Origin of the sequence: Paenibacillus sp. FSL R5-0470, assembly GCF_037975205.1 — a bacterium.
Classification (GTDB): Bacteria; Bacillota; Bacilli; order Paenibacillales; family Paenibacillaceae; genus Paenibacillus_AQ.
Genome location: NZ_CP150238.1, coordinates 6,115,034 through 6,130,941, shown reverse-complemented (window position 1 = coordinate 6,130,941; position 15,908 = coordinate 6,115,034). Strand labels below are relative to the sequence as shown.

Annotated in this window: 16 protein-coding genes; 12 read left to right on the top strand and 4 right to left on the bottom strand. The window is 44.3% G+C overall.

Features of this window, described 5'->3' with window-relative positions:
• Window position 1: 1 nt before the first annotated feature.
• The 8 genes from MKY99_RS27135 to MKY99_RS27100 all read left to right on the top strand — a co-directional run bounded on the left by MKY99_RS27135 (window position 2) and on the right by MKY99_RS27100 (window position 4,104).
• The gene (locus MKY99_RS27135) at window positions 2-1,486 is read left to right on the top strand and encodes a hypothetical protein (RefSeq protein ID WP_339267385.1); all 1,485 of its coding nucleotides are present in this window, start codon (window positions 2-4) and stop codon (window positions 1,484-1,486) included.
• 14 nt (window positions 1,487-1,500) lie between these two features.
• Window positions 1,501-1,944, top strand: a complete 444-nt coding sequence (locus MKY99_RS27130) for an XkdW family protein (RefSeq protein ID WP_339267383.1) — start codon at window positions 1,501-1,503, stop codon at window positions 1,942-1,944.
• Window positions 1,945-1,967: 23 nt separating this feature from the next.
• Complete coding sequence (locus MKY99_RS27125; protein WP_339267381.1) at window positions 1,968-2,186, top strand: hypothetical protein; 219 nt, start codon at window positions 1,968-1,970, stop codon at window positions 2,184-2,186.
• 92 nt (window positions 2,187-2,278) lie between these two features.
• Window positions 2,279-2,560, top strand: coding sequence for a hypothetical protein (locus MKY99_RS27120; protein WP_076301001.1), 282 nt, complete (start codon window positions 2,279-2,281; stop codon window positions 2,558-2,560).
• A 2-nt stretch (window positions 2,561-2,562) separates the two neighbouring features.
• Complete coding sequence (locus tag MKY99_RS27115; RefSeq protein ID WP_036681274.1) at window positions 2,563-2,763, top strand: hypothetical protein; 201 nt, start codon at window positions 2,563-2,565, stop codon at window positions 2,761-2,763.
• Entirely contained in the window at window positions 2,756-3,145 is a 390-nt protein-coding gene (locus tag MKY99_RS27110; protein WP_339267378.1) for a hypothetical protein, read from the top strand. Before MKY99_RS27115 ends, MKY99_RS27110 begins: the two co-directional genes overlap by 8 nt.
• Window positions 3,117-3,809 (top strand): M15 family metallopeptidase, encoded by a 693-nt coding sequence (locus MKY99_RS27105; RefSeq protein WP_339267376.1) that lies wholly within the window; start codon window positions 3,117-3,119, stop codon window positions 3,807-3,809. The genes MKY99_RS27110 and MKY99_RS27105 overlap by 29 nt, the downstream gene beginning before the upstream one ends.
• Window positions 3,810-3,822: 13 nt before the next feature.
• Window positions 3,823-4,104: a holin gene (locus MKY99_RS27100; RefSeq protein ID WP_339267374.1), complete on the top strand. Its 282-nt coding sequence runs from the start codon at window positions 3,823-3,825 to the stop codon at window positions 4,102-4,104.
• Between the two features lie 103 nt (window positions 4,105-4,207).
• On the opposite strand, the gene MKY99_RS27095 is transcribed toward MKY99_RS27100, so the two are convergent.
• The 4 genes from MKY99_RS27095 to MKY99_RS27080 form a co-directional block, all read right to left on the bottom strand.
• On the bottom strand, window positions 4,208-5,518 hold the full coding sequence (locus MKY99_RS27095) for an MBL fold metallo-hydrolase (RefSeq protein WP_339267372.1): 1,311 nt from the start codon (window positions 5,516-5,518) through the stop codon (window positions 4,208-4,210).
• Window positions 5,515-7,194 carry an iron ABC transporter permease gene (locus tag MKY99_RS27090; RefSeq protein WP_339267370.1) on the bottom strand — a complete coding sequence of 560 codons (1,680 nt, stop codon included), beginning with the start codon at window positions 7,192-7,194 and terminating at the stop codon, window positions 5,515-5,517. The genes MKY99_RS27095 and MKY99_RS27090 overlap by 4 nt, the downstream gene beginning before the upstream one ends.
• A 5-nt stretch (window positions 7,195-7,199) precedes the next feature.
• A complete protein-coding gene (locus MKY99_RS27085; RefSeq protein ID WP_339271806.1) occupies window positions 7,200-8,279 on the bottom strand; it encodes an ABC transporter substrate-binding protein in 1,080 nt (359 codons plus the stop codon).
• Window positions 8,280-8,365: 86 nt separating this feature from the next.
• Window positions 8,366-9,334 carry an ABC transporter ATP-binding protein gene (locus MKY99_RS27080; protein ID WP_339267367.1) on the bottom strand — a complete coding sequence of 323 codons (969 nt, stop codon included), beginning with the start codon at window positions 9,332-9,334 and terminating at the stop codon, window positions 8,366-8,368.
• A gap of 166 nt (window positions 9,335-9,500) precedes the next feature.
• Here MKY99_RS27080 and MKY99_RS27075 point away from each other — a divergent pair, with 166 nt between their 5' ends.
• From MKY99_RS27075 to MKY99_RS27060, 4 genes are all read left to right on the top strand, one after another.
• Window positions 9,501-10,394: a LysR family transcriptional regulator gene (locus tag MKY99_RS27075; RefSeq protein WP_042192084.1), complete on the top strand. Its 894-nt coding sequence runs from the start codon at window positions 9,501-9,503 to the stop codon at window positions 10,392-10,394.
• Window positions 10,395-10,630: 236 nt separating this feature from the next.
• Entirely contained in the window at window positions 10,631-13,423 is a 2,793-nt protein-coding gene (gene ppc / locus MKY99_RS27070; RefSeq protein ID WP_339267365.1) for a phosphoenolpyruvate carboxylase, read from the top strand.
• A gap of 1,151 nt (window positions 13,424-14,574) precedes the next feature.
• Window positions 14,575-15,141, top strand: a complete 567-nt coding sequence (gene sigW, locus MKY99_RS27065; RefSeq protein ID WP_042192081.1) for an RNA polymerase sigma factor SigW — start codon at window positions 14,575-14,577, stop codon at window positions 15,139-15,141.
• Between the two features lie 121 nt (window positions 15,142-15,262).
• On the top strand, window positions 15,263-15,877 hold the full coding sequence (locus MKY99_RS27060) for a zf-HC2 domain-containing protein (protein WP_042192079.1): 615 nt from the start codon (window positions 15,263-15,265) through the stop codon (window positions 15,875-15,877).
• Window positions 15,878-15,908 lie beyond the last annotated feature (31 nt).

The window sequence follows — 15,908 nt, the reverse complement described above, 5'->3', positions numbered from 1 at the left end:
CATGCAAACCACAGGAAATTTGGGCTTAAAGAAGCCCGAGGGAACAGATATCGTTGATATTGCCGATCTGAACGGGAATATGGATATCTTGGATAATGCTGTTAATGGCAAGGTTGATAAAGTTACTGGCAAACAGCTGTCTACCAACGATTACACCGCTGCAGAGAAAACAAAGCTAGCGGGCATTGCTACAGGAGCGAATAATTATGTGCATCCTAATCACACGGGGGATGTTACTAGTAATGGTGATGGAGTTACGGCTATTGCAGCTGGAGTGATTGTAAATGCAGACGTTAATTCTGCGGCTGGGATTGATGCTTCGAAGATTGGGACTGGCGTGGTCTCGAACGCAGAGTTTGGGTATTTGGATGGGGTGACTAGTGGGATTCAGGGGCAGTTGAATGGTAAGGCGCCGTTGGTTACTACGCCGCAGCAAACGACCGCTGATATTACTTACTATGTGCGGACCGATGGGAATGACAATAATACTGGATTGGTGAATACGGCGGGTGGGGCGTTTAGGACTATAGGGAAGGCTGTTAGCGTGATACCTCAGATTGTTAATCACGTAGTTAGCATAAAAGTTGCTATTGGTACATATCCAGAAATGGTGTACCTCGCAGGAAAAGCTGGACAAGGCACTATCTATTTAACAGCTACAGGCGCTGTTAATATTAATAACTGTTATGTAGAATTTTGCCAACGAGTTGAAGTTATTGGATTCACGGCTACTTCAACATCAGATCACGCATTTGTAGCTCAATTTGGAATCTCTGCGGTTTTCAAGAATTGTAGTGTATCAACGTCAACAACAGTTTCTGGAGGATTTATAGTAAATGCCCAGAAAGCTATTATTGAATCATGTACTACCTCAAACCGAGGAACAGCTATTGCTGCTGGCTTTGGAGCAACAGTAATTTCGAATAATAACACAGGAGCAGGCAGTGTTTACGGACTTGTGTCAGCTGGTGGAGCTTGTCTGACTTATACAGGGGCTATTCCAATTGGAAACTCGCCATTCGGTTCATACGATGGGGGAACGATAGTGAGAGGGTTTGTTATTAATACATGGGGTGACAATACACATGGACAAAGACCACACGCACGTGTAGTTCTTTCAAGCAATCAAAATCTGACAGCTGGTATTTGGACAAAAATGGCTTTCTCACATGAGATTGTTGATCAGATGGGAAATTATGATACTGTTAATAACAGATTTACAGCGTCGACCGCGGGTTTGTATGAAATTAACGTAGCTACATTGTTTACTACTGGTGGTCTTATCTGTGAGTTATATATTTTTGCAAATGGTAATGGACTAAGGCCATTAGACTATAAATACCAAAATGCATATCCGACTGGATGTGGAGGAGATTCTACAATTTATTTAAATGCCGGCGATTATGTAGAAATATTTGCTAGATCGTCTGGAGTAGATACTCTTTCTAAGGATTATAGTTTTTTTGAAATTACAAGAGTGGCATAAAGGGAGGAATAGCTATGAACAAATATCAAGCGATTATGTATTTATATCCTGAAGCTGATCCACTTCGGGATTTTACCGTTCGAGATGACGGGGGAACGCCTCGATATCTTAAAGATCTACCCATGAAGCAGTATCTGCGGGATTCAGCAGCTGAGAAAAAGCCCTCCGAATGGGTAGAGGGCATTGATTATGTATTACTCCCACAGCCGTTGGATGAATTGGTTGAAGGTACTGACTATGTGGTAGAGGAAAAAGGCCCATACATCGCCGCCTGGAACCTAGACGCACCACAACCAACAGAAGCAGAACTCGAAGCTGCATGGGAAGCCTACCTAGTAGCCGAAGCCAACAAGCCGCCAGAGTTAAGCGAGGTTGAGCAACTACGCACAGAGAATACAGCTTTGCAGAATCGGCTACAAGACGTCGAAGTCATTATGGCTGAATTACTCAGCATATAACCGAAAGGAGTTGAGTTGTAATCATGACTATGGATTCACTAACAGCCGCTAAAATCCGCTTGATGACCAATGCCTGCATCACTCGTTATGATCGTAAGGAAGGTCCGATAGAGGATATCATTTCTTCCTATAACATGCAGCCGGATAATGATATTTTGGTTAAGGATCAGATTATCCAGAAACGATCAGATATTCATTTTGCTGAAAATAATACGACCGAGCAAGCAGCATCAGCTAAGTAACTAGCACGCCCACACAGGAGCGTGTTTTTTTGTGCCCTCGGTGGTGCCGGGGGCTATCTTGCATCAACATTATTACAGAAAGGAGCGGACGAATGAAAGAGGGGGATATTGCGCAATTGGAGAAGCTGCTGCCGCTGGCGGATAAGTATGGGCTGGCTTATATTGTTGCGTTTATTTTGATGATTGTGCTCATGGTATTATTGCGTGCGATTGTCAAAGGGAACCTTGTACCGCGAGAACTGCTGGATCGTGCAGAGGAGGATCGGGATCGTCTGCAAGCGATTCTGGACAAGGAGCGCTCGGAGTTTATGCAGCCGACACTGGACGTCTTAAAGAAACTGAAGATTGACCATACGGAAGACAGGGGGAGTTAGAAATGCTGTCACAATGGATTCGGCGGCTGCTTCTCCCCCGGCATGTTGATAAAGAGATGGAGCTCCGCAGAGCCTCTACCAGCGTTACGCTGACCATAAGTCATTATAAAAATGTCTCGCAGGAAATTCAGGAGGAGATTGATCGTAACCGATTCGCCAAATATTTAGTTTATGATCGAGGGGATCATGATGCACATGATTGATTTTTTATTATTGGTGCTATATAGCACTGCTGCAGCCTGTGGAATATACATCATTTATCGCCACAGACAATATTTTTACGAACGATTCAAAAAAGGTGTGGTCAGCGTGTTTATGCTGGCTATGCTTTTTTTCTTAATGGCCTATACATTCAATATGTTAATCATTCTACTATTCCGTTTGGTAGCTCTACTAGGAGCGGACTCGGCAGCACGGCTAATTTGGCTGAACTATAGCTGGGCTATTGCTCAATTCGGAACAACAGTCGGCATTATTATATTGGCTTTAATGACACGTTCCGGGAAATATGACCAATTTATTTATCTGAAAAAGATAGAAAGAAAAGAGGATCATCATGCTGACACTAACGCAGGTAAAAAATAAATCAGCCTCGCGCCTAACCAACCTACACCCCGTAGTCCGTTCCGCTGCTACTGCGCTAATCGAGCGCTGTCACAAACTCAACATCCCCATTCTCATTACGCAGGGACTTCGCACAATAGCCGAGCAAGATGCTCTCTATGCACAAGGTCGCACCAAGCCTGGAGCGATTGTCACCAATGCGCGTGGCGGGTATAGCTACCACAATTTTGGACTAGCCGTAGATTTTGCTCTTTTGCTGCCGAATGGATCGAGTGTGTCATGGGATATGCGCCGGGACGGCAATAATAACCAGATCGCAGATTGGCAGGAGGTTGTAAAAGAGGCCAAGGCACTTGGATTCGAATGGGGAGGCGATTGGACGAGCTTTAAGGACTATCCACATTTTCAGATGGTGTTTGGGCTAACACTCACACAGTTACGAGCAGGGGCAAAGCCCTCAATATCCGCAGTGGAGGCCGCGTACAAGATCATCAATCGGAAGGAGGAAGAAGAATTGAAGAGTGATATTATTGCCGTCGTAAAGGTTAACGGGGTTAAGGTTGCAGATGGAGTGCTTGAAAAAGGCATCACCTACGTTCCCGTTCGTATTATTGCAGAAGCGCTAGGTGCACAGGTGGGTTATGATTCCGCCACTCGAACGGTTGAGATTACAAGTACTCACTAAGGAGGTATCTATCATGGAAACTAGAGAGATTTTAGATGATGTTATGGCGTTTGCCTCAATATTAGCTGTATTCGTACTGGCACTTGTTCAATTGGTCAAAAATAGTATCAATATCCCGCGTAATGCAGTCCCTGTCATCGGACTATTGATAGGCTTGCTCATCGGAGCGGCAGCGTATCCTTTTACCGATCTGGATATCGTTCTTCGCCTTTGGGCTGGGGGGCTGGCTGGTTTATCTGCGACGGGGTTGTTTGAGCTAGCTTTTAAGGATCGCCCGGGGACGACGAAAGAGTAAATGGATAATAGGTTCAAATTATAAAAAAAGGGCTGTTCCAAAACGTCTGAATAGACCTAAGGAAGAGCCCCATTGTTTTTTTACGAGATTACATAGTTATTTTTCAGAACGAAAGCGTACTTCCAGGCAGCAAAGAGTACAGCCCTGCAAACCCTTCTCCTTCTAATATAGAAGTGACATGATCAATATGCGATTTGGGAGCATGAACGAGCACCGACCGGCGGCTGGGAACCGTTTGGAGCATTTCTCGAATATCCGGTAAGCCTTGGTGGACTTTATAGCGAATGAGTGAGATTGTACATCTCATGTCGCTAGATTCTTCTACCATAGAATGTTTAACGAGACGGTGCCCGAAACTGCCTGCCGCCAAATGTCCCGTGAAAATCACATGGTTCTTAGGAGAAGCCGAGAGCTGATGAAAATACTCTTGTGCTTTTGCCGACTGCATCATTCCGTCATTGGTAAACACGATTGAGCTCTTGAGATTCAACAGTGCCTTTGCACGTTCCTCTGGATCAGATACAATACACAAGTTCTTTCTATTAAAAAGCATATCAACGCGCTGAATAGCGCCCTCTTTCAGCCATTCGGTCTTATCGCTCAAACCTCTTAAAGGTGCTACGAGCTCTTCTTCGACGATCAGCTGATCATCTGGGAAACACTCGCTTGCCCATACGATCAATTCCTGGCTTCTGCCATGGATAGGCACCGGAAGGAGGATTGACCCCCCTTTTTGCAGAGTGTTACAGATCGCAGACTCTAACTGCTGTAACTTTATAAGCTGCTCATCAGGATCCGCGCCGTAGGCGGCATCGATAATGGATAGATCGACGACATCTTTAGATCCGGCTTCCATAATCGTTGGTGAATCTGCCATGAGCAGCAGCGACTCCTTCGTATAATCCCCTGAGAAAAATACGATTGTTCCGTCCCATTCGAGGATCAGCCAAACCGAACCTGCTAAATGTCCGCTTCGCCCCCATTGTACACGAAGATTAGGTGCAATCCTCAGCCAAGTCTGAGGGGGGATATGCTCCTCCAAATACATGAACTGGATAGATTGCTTATCTATTTCTTCATAAGGTAATGATGCGGACTGAGCAGTCACGTATTTATCCCATGCTTCGAAATAATCGGGAAGCTGTTTAACGGTAGCTTTCGTTGTCCATACCTTACCTGAATATCCGTACTTATATAGTAGAGGAAGTGCTATGGAATGATCCTCATGCGCATGGGACAGAAACACTGCCTGCAAATGTGGGATGATGTCTGTATCAAGCAGGGGGTATTCACCTGGACCTTCTTTTTTGACACCACAATCGAGTAGAATACCAGATTGCCCATCTTTGTCCTGCAAAAGATAGGAGGAACGGCCATGCTCTCCGGCCCCTCCCCAAATCGTTAGTGTGCTCATCGTTGTCTCCGCTTTCTATCTGGGCTTAAATATTCTAAGACTAGTAGTAATATAGTGGTAACGCCTACAGAGATTACTGCCATGGCCATCCCCATCGCTACAGCACCTTGTTCAAACTGGGCAAAAATATAGGTCGCCGATGTCTGCATGGAAGGTGGAAGAATGAGTAAGGAGGCTACCAGTTCCCGGTTGGAAATGGTGAAGGTCATCATCCAGCCAGCCACCATCCCCGGTAGAATGAGTGGAAGCAGGATACGGCGGAACACATAAAGCTTGCTTCCTCCGAATACTTGTCCCGCTTGCATAAGGGAAGAATCGATCTGCCCATAGCTCGCTTTTACATACTGAACAGTATAAGGGATGAATAGTACAACGTAGGTAAGCACAACCATCCAGTAGGTGTTATAGAGCGGAATAGGCATCCAGCGGGCATTCCATAGCAGGATTAGCCCTACTACAATTACAATTCCAGGAACTGTATTGGGAAGTAGGCTGAATAGATCTGTAATTTTCTGCTTGAATGTAGCTCCTTTTCCTACAGTTAAGGCAAACCAAGTCCCAAGAATAACCGCGATACTGGAAGCAACGATGGCTAATGTGAAGCTATTTAATAAGGCCTCAAGACCTTGAGAACCCGGTGACAGCAGCTCTGCATAATGTTTTAAGGTTAAATTGCTCCAAGATACTCCTTCCCCTCGTAGCTTCAATAATGAGGCAGTTATGATTGAGAAATAAGGAATGCCGATAGATGCTAGAAATAATAGAACAACATACCCCCAACTAAGAACCCCTACGATTCCCGTGCTTTTATAACGTTTGGTGCGAGTCCCTTTTCCACCAATTAGGCGATAAGAGAAGCGACTGCTAATTAGAGTCTGGATGTACCACATGACGAGACAAACCCCGAGCAGCAAGGAAGCTAGTGAAGTAGCCTTTCCAAAATCTATTGGCCAACTAGAGATATACTTATGGATCTCAGAGGTCAAAACGTAAAAGCCGATCCTACGACCAAAGGTCGCAGGGGTACCAAATTCGGCAATCGTTTTGACGAAGATGAGAAGAGCTCCAAGCCCATAGCTGGATAATAGCAAGGGAATGATTACTCTTTTAAATCTGTAAAAGAACGGAGCACCATGAACAGAGGCTGCTTCCTCCAGATTGCCTCCGATCTGCAAAAGCGCATTACGCAGCAGTAAATACAGGAAGGGGAATAAATGCAGGCTCATGATCAGCACCATCCCTCCATAACTAAAGAAATACGGGGTCAGCACGGAGGAAGCGGGCAGAAACTGTTCCATATACCCACCCGTTTGCATAAATAACATCCAACCCATTGAACCAATGTATGGTGGAGTCATAAACGGGATAAGCAGCACAACATCCAGCCAGTTATGATGCCCTAAGTCCGTTTTAGCCATAATCCAGGCCAGAGGTAGTGCAAATAGCGTAGTTAGTAGAATAACGCTTACCCCGAGCCCGATAGAATTCAGCAGTACCTCAACCAGGTCATGACTACTCATAATGGTTCGTAGTGGCGCGGCTATATCCAACTGCTCATTCGGATAGATACTGGTCCAAAAAATGAGCAGGAGTGGCAGCAGTACAAGCACTGTCAGTATAAATAAAGCAAGTCCGCCGCTCACCCATTTAAATGAGCGTAAAGAGTTATTATTCATTACGCTTATTTAAAAATTTGTGTGAAGGTCGAGGAAACTTCATCGCTATGCTCGTTCATCCATTCCCATTTCACATCAAATGTCTTAATTTCATCGAGATTTGCACGATTCTCTGCTTTCACATCGGTTCTGCCTGGCAATAAGTAGGCTTTAGCAACTAGCGCTTGAGCTTCATCAGATAGAAGATAGTCGATAAAAGCCTTGGCATTATCTACATTCGGACTTGTCTTAATAATCGCAGCCGGGCGAGGGCTGATCACTGTTCCTTCAGAAGGGTAGACGATATCTACAGGCTCTCCATCAGCTTTTGCCTTATAAGCCATATAATCTACACCTGAGGCAACGACGGATTTAGCACCGGTAATAACCGGATCAAGTGCCTCCTGGTTGGCGCCCGCCATCGCTACACCATTGCTTTTGTATTGTTTGAAAAGCTCCCAACCGCTGTCCCCTTTAGCGCTTAAATATCCAGTTACGAAATCTAGAGCCGAGCCAGATAGCGAAGGATCTGGAATATTGACGGTTCCTTTCCACTCCGCTTTAGTGAGATCATCCCATGAAGTCGGAGGTGTGCTTACTTTTTTAGTATTGTAGACAATCCCTAGTGCGGATGCGCTATAGCTAAAATAATTGCCATCTGCTGTGTCTGACCAATCACTAACGAGCTTATCTGCATTAACCGCCTCTTTATATGGAAGCAATAAACCATCATTCTTCATCCCTTGCATGGACGGAAGGGAGGCGAGAACAACAACATCGACTACTGGATTGGACTCTTCTGCTTCCATACGGGCTAATATTTTTCCAGTAGTGCCTTGGAACATTTCCACCTTCACACCGGTTTTGGCTTCAAAGCCGTCTTTAATTTTATTGGCTAGACCTTCAGGACCTGCGCTGTAGACGACAAGACTGCCACTCAGAGCTTTCTCTGTGGGTTGTGGTGCTTCAGTTTGAGCTGTAGTGTTAGCGGTTGAAGTCGGATTGCTTGCGTTAGCAGCAGGAGTGTTAGTAGAGCTACAGCCGGCTAGACTCGCTCCGATTATAGTTGTTAGAAGAAGTGTGCTAAGTCCTTTAGTGTTATTCATTGATTTCAATGTGAATGCCTCCCTAATATTTTTTGCATCTTGCTGCATGGAACAGCATCATACGAGCTATTCCATGCAGTGGACGCTTAATTCAGATGATGGATCTGGTGCTCTGAAGCGTAGACCTGGATCGTTTCTCCAACAGGTAGACGTTGATCATGATAAGCGGTCCAAGTAGTTCGGTTCTCCATGTCCAGAATGACCTCATAGCGATCACCCATATAGCTCACATGTCGAATCGTCCCCGTAAAAGGGAGAGAGGAAGCATTCTCCTGAGACCAACGTAAATGTTCCGGACGAAGCATTTGCTTATCGGGAACGATCCAGTTGGATTTTCCAATAAAATGAGCTACAAAAGGATGATTGGGTTTCTGATAAATCTCCTCAGGAGAACCTGTTTGTAAAATAGTTCCACCTTGCATCACGACCACTTCATCTGACATAGACATCGCCTCGGTTTGATCATGGGTGACATATAGAGCAGTAATACCCATGTTCCTCACCAAGGAGGTTAACTCCAGCCTCATTTCATCTCGCAAGACTGCATCCAGTGCACTTAACGGCTCGTCGAACAATACGAGTTGGGGTCTAGTAACTACAGCTCTGGCAAAAGCAACCCGTTGCTGTTGTCCACCGGACAGCTGATGGGGAAAGCGTAGCTCGAGTCCTTCCAGCTTTACGGATCGAAGGGCTTGCTGAACCCTAATCCGTAAATCCTTTTTCTGCTTAGAGGCACGAAGTCCGAAGGCGACATTCTCGAAGACAGTTAAATGCGGCCAGAGCGCGAAATCTTGAAAGACCATGCCAAAGTTGCGGCTATGGATGGGTCGACTAATTTTTTTGCTGCCTGAGAAAATAAACTCGTCATCCATTAGGATTTCTCCAGCATCCGGTGTTTCTAGCCCAGCAATCAGACGGAGTAGTGTCGTCTTTCCACAACCTGAAGGACCGAGTAATGTCGTAAAGCTTCCAGCGGGAATCTTCAGATCTGCAGCCTTCAAGGCATGCACATCTCCGAATTTCTTTTCCAATCTGTGGATTGTAATTTCCTTCATCTCTATCTACCTGCCTGTTCTTAAGCTTGTTCTTAGTGTAAAGGTAAAGAATTCCCGCTATATTTGCTGAATGTAACTGTGATATTAACTTTTTTGCCGATTTATTTTAACATTCATAGAATTCTTCTATGTTACCGTTTAGTGAATAGGCGAGGAGTGGATGATAATGAACCTTAATTTAATCAAGCTGGAAATCGTAGAACTGTTAAATAAACATAAGAAAATAACTACAGTAGCCGATAAACTCGGACTGAAGCAGCCCACCGTTACGTACCATTTGAAGAATTTAGAGCAGCAATTGGGGGAGAAGTTATTTGAATCCAGAATGGATAAAATGATTCTTACGGAGAGTGGAAAAGCGTTTCTTCATTATGCGACTAAGATCAATGCACTAGCTGCAGAAGCGGAGCGGGTTGTAAAAGAGTTCAGTCAGGCGGGGCGGGGAACGCTTAAGATTGGTGCCAGTTACGTTCCAGCTACTTATATTCTTCCGAAAATATTGGGGCTGTTTGGAGAACAACATCCGGGGATTACGATCTCTTTATCGGTTAAGCCTTCCCCTGTAATCAAAGAAATGCTGGCTAGCCATGAGATTGACCTTGGTATTTTGTCTACAGAATCTTTTTATCTACCAGATCTGCATACTCAAGCCTTGTGTGAGGACGAGCTCGTGCTTGTTTTTTCGCCATCTCATGAATTTGCCTCATTTTCTAATCTAAATCCGGCTATGATTGCTTCAGCGAGTTTTATATTACATGACAAGGAATCGAGTACACGCCAACTGACGGATAAATGGTTTGAGCGTGAGGGGAATGAACCGAGGACCTATATTCTACTGGATTCACTGGAGGCCATAAAGCAATCGCTTATGAGTGGAAAGTACGTTTCGTTTATATCGCGTCTTGCTGTGGAGGATGAGGTAGCCAGAGGAAGATTGCTAATGCGCACCATTCCAGATTATAATTTTCAAAGACATATTTATTATTCGTATAACCGCGATCGTCATTATTCTCCTCTTATTGGCCTGTTCATCGATCAGATTCGAACGCTCCGTATTTAAATACACATAATGAAGGTATGCTAGAGCCATTATATATAAGAAAGAATACATAAAATATAAGGACTGTATAAATTGAGAAATTGGTGTATAATCTTAGATACTGTGTCGCTTTACAGCGCAAAATAGTTGGAGATTTTCACACAGTTTTATTGTATGATATGAGGAAAGCTTTAATAGGCGATTTTTAGACAGACAATAATTAACACATTGATCCGGAAGAGAATGGGGGGAGCAGCATGACCGAACTTACGACTACCGTCAGCAAAAGCAACTCTAACAATCTGCTGCGACGGGACGTACGGTTCTTGGGGAACATTTTAGGAGAGGTCTTGGTTCACCAAGGCGGTAACGAACTACTAGAGATCGTGGAGAAAATTCGCGAAACCAGTAAATCGCTGCGCTCACTATTTTTACCTGAACTGCACAGTGAATTTAAGGAGTTAATCAATTCTTTGGATCCAGAGAACCGTCATCAGGTAATAAGAGCGTTCGCTATTTATTTTCAGCTCGTGAATATTGCCGAACAGAACCATCGGATTCGCCGCAAACGTGACTATGAACGTTCAGCTGGGGAGACAGTCCAACCCGGTTCTATAGAAAGCGCGATTAAAGAGCTTCGTGAACGTGATTTCTCTCATGAGGAAGTTAACGAGATTATTGCAGGATTATCTCTGGAACTTGTAATGACGGCACATCCGACGGAAGCTATGCGCCGTGCTATTCTCGATATTCATAAGCGGATATCTGATGATGTTATGGGTCTGGATAACCCTACCTTAACCTTCCGGGAGCGTGAACAGCTCCGTGAGAAGCTATTAAATGAAGTGATTACGCTATGGCAAACGGATGAACTGCGTGACCGTAAGCCTACCGTACTCGATGAAGTACGTAATGGGATGTACTATTTCCATGAGACGATCTTCCATGTATTGCCCGATGTTTATCAAGAACTTGAACGTTGTCTCAGTAAATACTACCCAGGGCAGAATTGGCATGTACCAACCTACTTACGTTTTGGCTCATGGATTGGTGGAGACCGTGACGGTAACCCTTCGGTAACTTCTACAGTTACTTCACAGACTTTGCGCATGCAGCGTAAGCTGGCGATTCGGGAATATCAACGGATTATGCGTGAACTCATGAAATATCTAAGCTTTAGCACAAGTATTGTTAAGGTGACGCCTGAGCTAGTAGAATCCATTGAAGCTGATCGTGAGATCATTAATCTTGGCAAGATGGAAGAATGGCGCAATGATAATGAACCTTACCGTATTAAGCTTAGCTATATGATCTCCAAGACACAAAATGTTCTGGATGATGAGAAAAAAGATACTCTTGAGCGTTATTCTACACCTGAAGAGTTTATCGATGATTTGAACGTGATTGACCGCAGCTTACGGCATCACTATGCCGATTATGTGGCCGACACTTATATTAAGAAATTGATCCGTCAAGTGGAGCTGTTTGGTTTCCATACGGCGACACTTGATGTGCGTCAGCACAGTCAAGAACATGAGAATGCTATGACTGAAATTCTGGCGAAAATGAACATTACGCCGGATTACTCCAAACTGTCTGAAGATGAGAAGATTGAACTACTGGAGAAGCTGTTGAATGATCCACGTCCAATCACTTCTTCTTATCAGACGTATAGCGAGGGTACAGAGGAATGTCTTGCAGTGTACCGGACGATCTTCGCTTCGCAAGAAGAGTACGGCAAACAATGTATCACTAGTTATCTGATCAGTATGGCAGAAGCGGCAAGCGATATTCTGGAGGTTATGGTCTTCTCCAAAGAGGTAGGACTATTCCGCAAAGATAATGACGGTACAGTCGTATGTACGCTGCAAGCTGTGCCACTTTTTGAAACGATTGATGATTTACATGAAGCACCACAAATTATGAATAGATTGCTCAGCATGCCTATCTACCGCGATGCAGTAAGAGCAATGAATGATTTGCAGGAAATCATGCTTGGATATTCAGATAGTAACAAAGATGGCGGCGTGGTTACTGCTAACTATGAACTGCGTGTTGCTCTGAAAGAGATTACAGCTACAGCTGATAAGTTCGGAATCAAGCTGAAGTTCTTCCACGGTCGTGGTGGAGCGCTCGGCCGTGGCGGCATGCCGCTTAACCGCAGCATTCTGGCTCAGCCAGCCTCGACGATTGGCGGCGGCATTAAGATCACCGAGCAAGGAGAAGTGATCTCCTCCCGTTATTCGATGCAAGGGATTGCTTACCGCAGTCTAGAACAAGCGACATCTGCGCTTGTGACAGCAGCGATCAATGCGAGAATTCCACAAGCGGATTTATATGAAGAGAAGTGGGAAGAAATTGTTGCCCGTATCTCTGAAGTTTCGCTTCACAAATATCAGGATTTGATATTCCGTGATCCGGACTTCCTGACTTACTTCAAAGAATCTACACCTCTGCCTGAGGTTGGAGAGCTTAATATTGGTTCACGCCCTTCCAAACGGAAGAACAGTGACCGCTTTGAAGACTTGCGTGCAATTCCGTGGGTATTTGCGTGGACACAAAGCCGTTATTTGCTTCCAGCGTGGTATGCTGCTGGAACCGGACTGCAGAGTTTCTATGAGGGTAAGGAAGAGAATCTGAAGATTATGCAGCATATGTATGAGAACTTCTCATTCTTTACTACACTGATAGATACGCTGCAAATGGCTATCTCAAAAGCGGACTTGAACATTGCTAAGGAATACGCCAGCATGGGTAAGAACGAGGAAGCGCGTCAACGGATCTTCGGCCAGATTGAAGATGAATTCAAACTGACCTCAGAGTTGATCCTGAAGATTACTGGTCAGCAGGATATCTTGGATAACGTCCCTGTGATTCAGGAGTCGATTAGACTCCGCAATCCTTACGTTGACCCACTTAGCTACCTGCAGGTTCAGTTGCTATCCGAGCTTAGAGCGCTCCGTGAAATTGACGGAGACGATAGCGAATTGCTTCGCGAAGTATTGCTTACCATCAATGGCATTGCCGCTGGTCTTCGGAATACCGGCTGATATAGTCTTAACACAAAAAGTCCGCCCTTTATCGGGGCGGACTTTTTGTGCTTGTATAGGAAATTACGCAGTATCCGGCAGATTCTAAAAGATTACTTTCATGGATTCATGGAAATGCACGGTCATCATCTGACCAAAAGTCTTTATAGAAGCATTCTAGACCGAGTAAAAAGCTATGCGCGGTGGCAAACGCGTTATGGACTTTGCCAGAAATGAGTGCAAAGGACGCACGAAAGGAGCGCCGAGCTCGTGTTTATTTGCTTCTTTATAGGAGTTACTATCTGCTCGCACACATAAACATTTTTAAGTTTCATATTTCTCTGCTTCAGGGTCAAAATGCTGAATTAAAGGGGATTATTACCTGTAAATCGGTATTTCAAGCTCATTTCGATAAAATATAGGGAATTGTTCCCTTTATATCAGCTGAACTTGGTGTAATTAATTGAATTTGGCCAATATACAGGGAGAAATTCCTTATAACTTGGTCATAAAACAGCTGTTACCTAAGTTATAGGGAGGTTTTCCCTATAACTTGTTCCATCAAAATGAAACCCTAAACCTACACTGGAGTTCTTACTCGCCAAATCACCGAAAACCCTGCGGAAAGTATAACAATGTCTGCTCCATATGCGACAAATTTAAACTAACAGAAGCCTATTCAACCGACGGGATGATTTTGTTGCTTAATACGAGCTACTTTGCTCATAAACTAAATATTGTGCTGCGAAGTGATTCCTTTGTCCTGAAAAATATTGTGGTGCTTTGCCCAATATTGATCTTTCAGGCCCTACCCAAGTAACCGAGATGTAAGCGAAGGTAAATAGTGTGGCACTTATTATTCAGGTGATGGAGTAGCGTAGAGAATGTTTGGAACTGTAGGAGCGTTAGCGATCGCCTTTATTGTCAGATTTCTACCGCAAGTAGCGGTTTTAAATCAGGAAATCTGACAATAACAGCGACCGGAAGTCCAAATATTTCTCGAAGCTGCACTTAATCACCTATACCAAGTTGTCCAGTTTTTAACTCAGTTTACAGAGAAGGTTACAATACAATCCTTGATTTTTACACAAACTTGAATTACGATTTAATTGCTTGTACCGTGGATATTTGAAAATAAATACCAAGGGCGGCAAGTCTGGGGGAGTTAACAGGTGGAGAATTTGGAAGGCAGATTGACAAAGCTCGCCTTAAAAGGCGACCAAAGGGCATTTGCCGAGCTTGTGGAACTATATAAAGACAAAATATATCATTTGGCGTACCGGATGCTGAACAATCGCCATGAGGCGGAGGATATAGTTCAGGAGACCTTTTTGCGTGTGTATAGAAACTTGGATCGGTATGATGATAAACAGAAGTTCTCTACCTGGATTTATCGGATTGGAACGAACCTCTGTATTGATAGATTACGCAAACGGAAACCAACCTATTCGCTCGATGCAGATATGAACGATCAGGAGGGCCTTGACGGCTATTCGTTGATTCCAAGTGATAATGTAACACCTGAGACCGAATTACTGCTCTCTGAGACGCAGGGGCTAATCTATGAGGCTATTGACAGTCTGCCTGTGAAATACAGGTCTGTGATGATTCTTAGATACCTGCAGGATTTGTCACTTCAGGAAATAAGTGATGTGCTCGACATGCCTGTAACCACGATTAAGACGCGTGTACACCGAGGTCGTGAATTTTTACGTAAAAAATTAGGCCCGAAAATGTAAAAATAGATTTTTTTTATGAAACATCTTTGGGAGAGCGACGTATGTAAGTTAAGCAAGTCTTATGTGTCCTGACCCTTTGTCTTAGGATAATTAAATAGCACTCATGAAAGGATTGGCTCCTATGGAATGCAAACTGGCCGTCTCTATGATGCACGACTACTTGGATGACGACTTGCCCGATCAGCAGCAGAGGGAGTTGAAGGAGCATCTTCTATCCTGTCCAGATTGCCGTGCAAAGTTTAAAGAATTAGAACAGACAGATATGTTGATGTTCTCCCTAATGCATCAGAATCCTGTTGCCTCAGATGATCTTGTGAGCCGGATAATGAGTTCATTGCCAAAGACCAAGAAAGAAAATGCTTTTGTTACCTGGATCAAGAGACACCCTGCACTTACAGCGGCATCTCTGTTTCTTGTCGTAATGCTGATGAGTTCCGTAACTTTTTGGAGTCCAGATAGACAACTTGTAGTTAGAGGTGCAGATCTGGATCAAGTGGTTATCAAAGGGGATACTGTAATCGTACCTTCCGGCAAGATTATTACCGGTGACCTTACCATAGAGAATGGTAAAGCACAGGTATATGGGGAAGTGAACGGCAACGTAACAGTCATTGACGGTTCTCTGTATCAGGCTTCAACAGCTCATATTTCTGGGCAAGTCAAAAGCATAGACCAAGCGGTAAGTTGGCTCTGGTATAAAGTGACGAACATGTTCTCTGAAGTTGCCTACCGTTAAAGAAAGCGACAGTGGTTACCTTGAGCTGGAA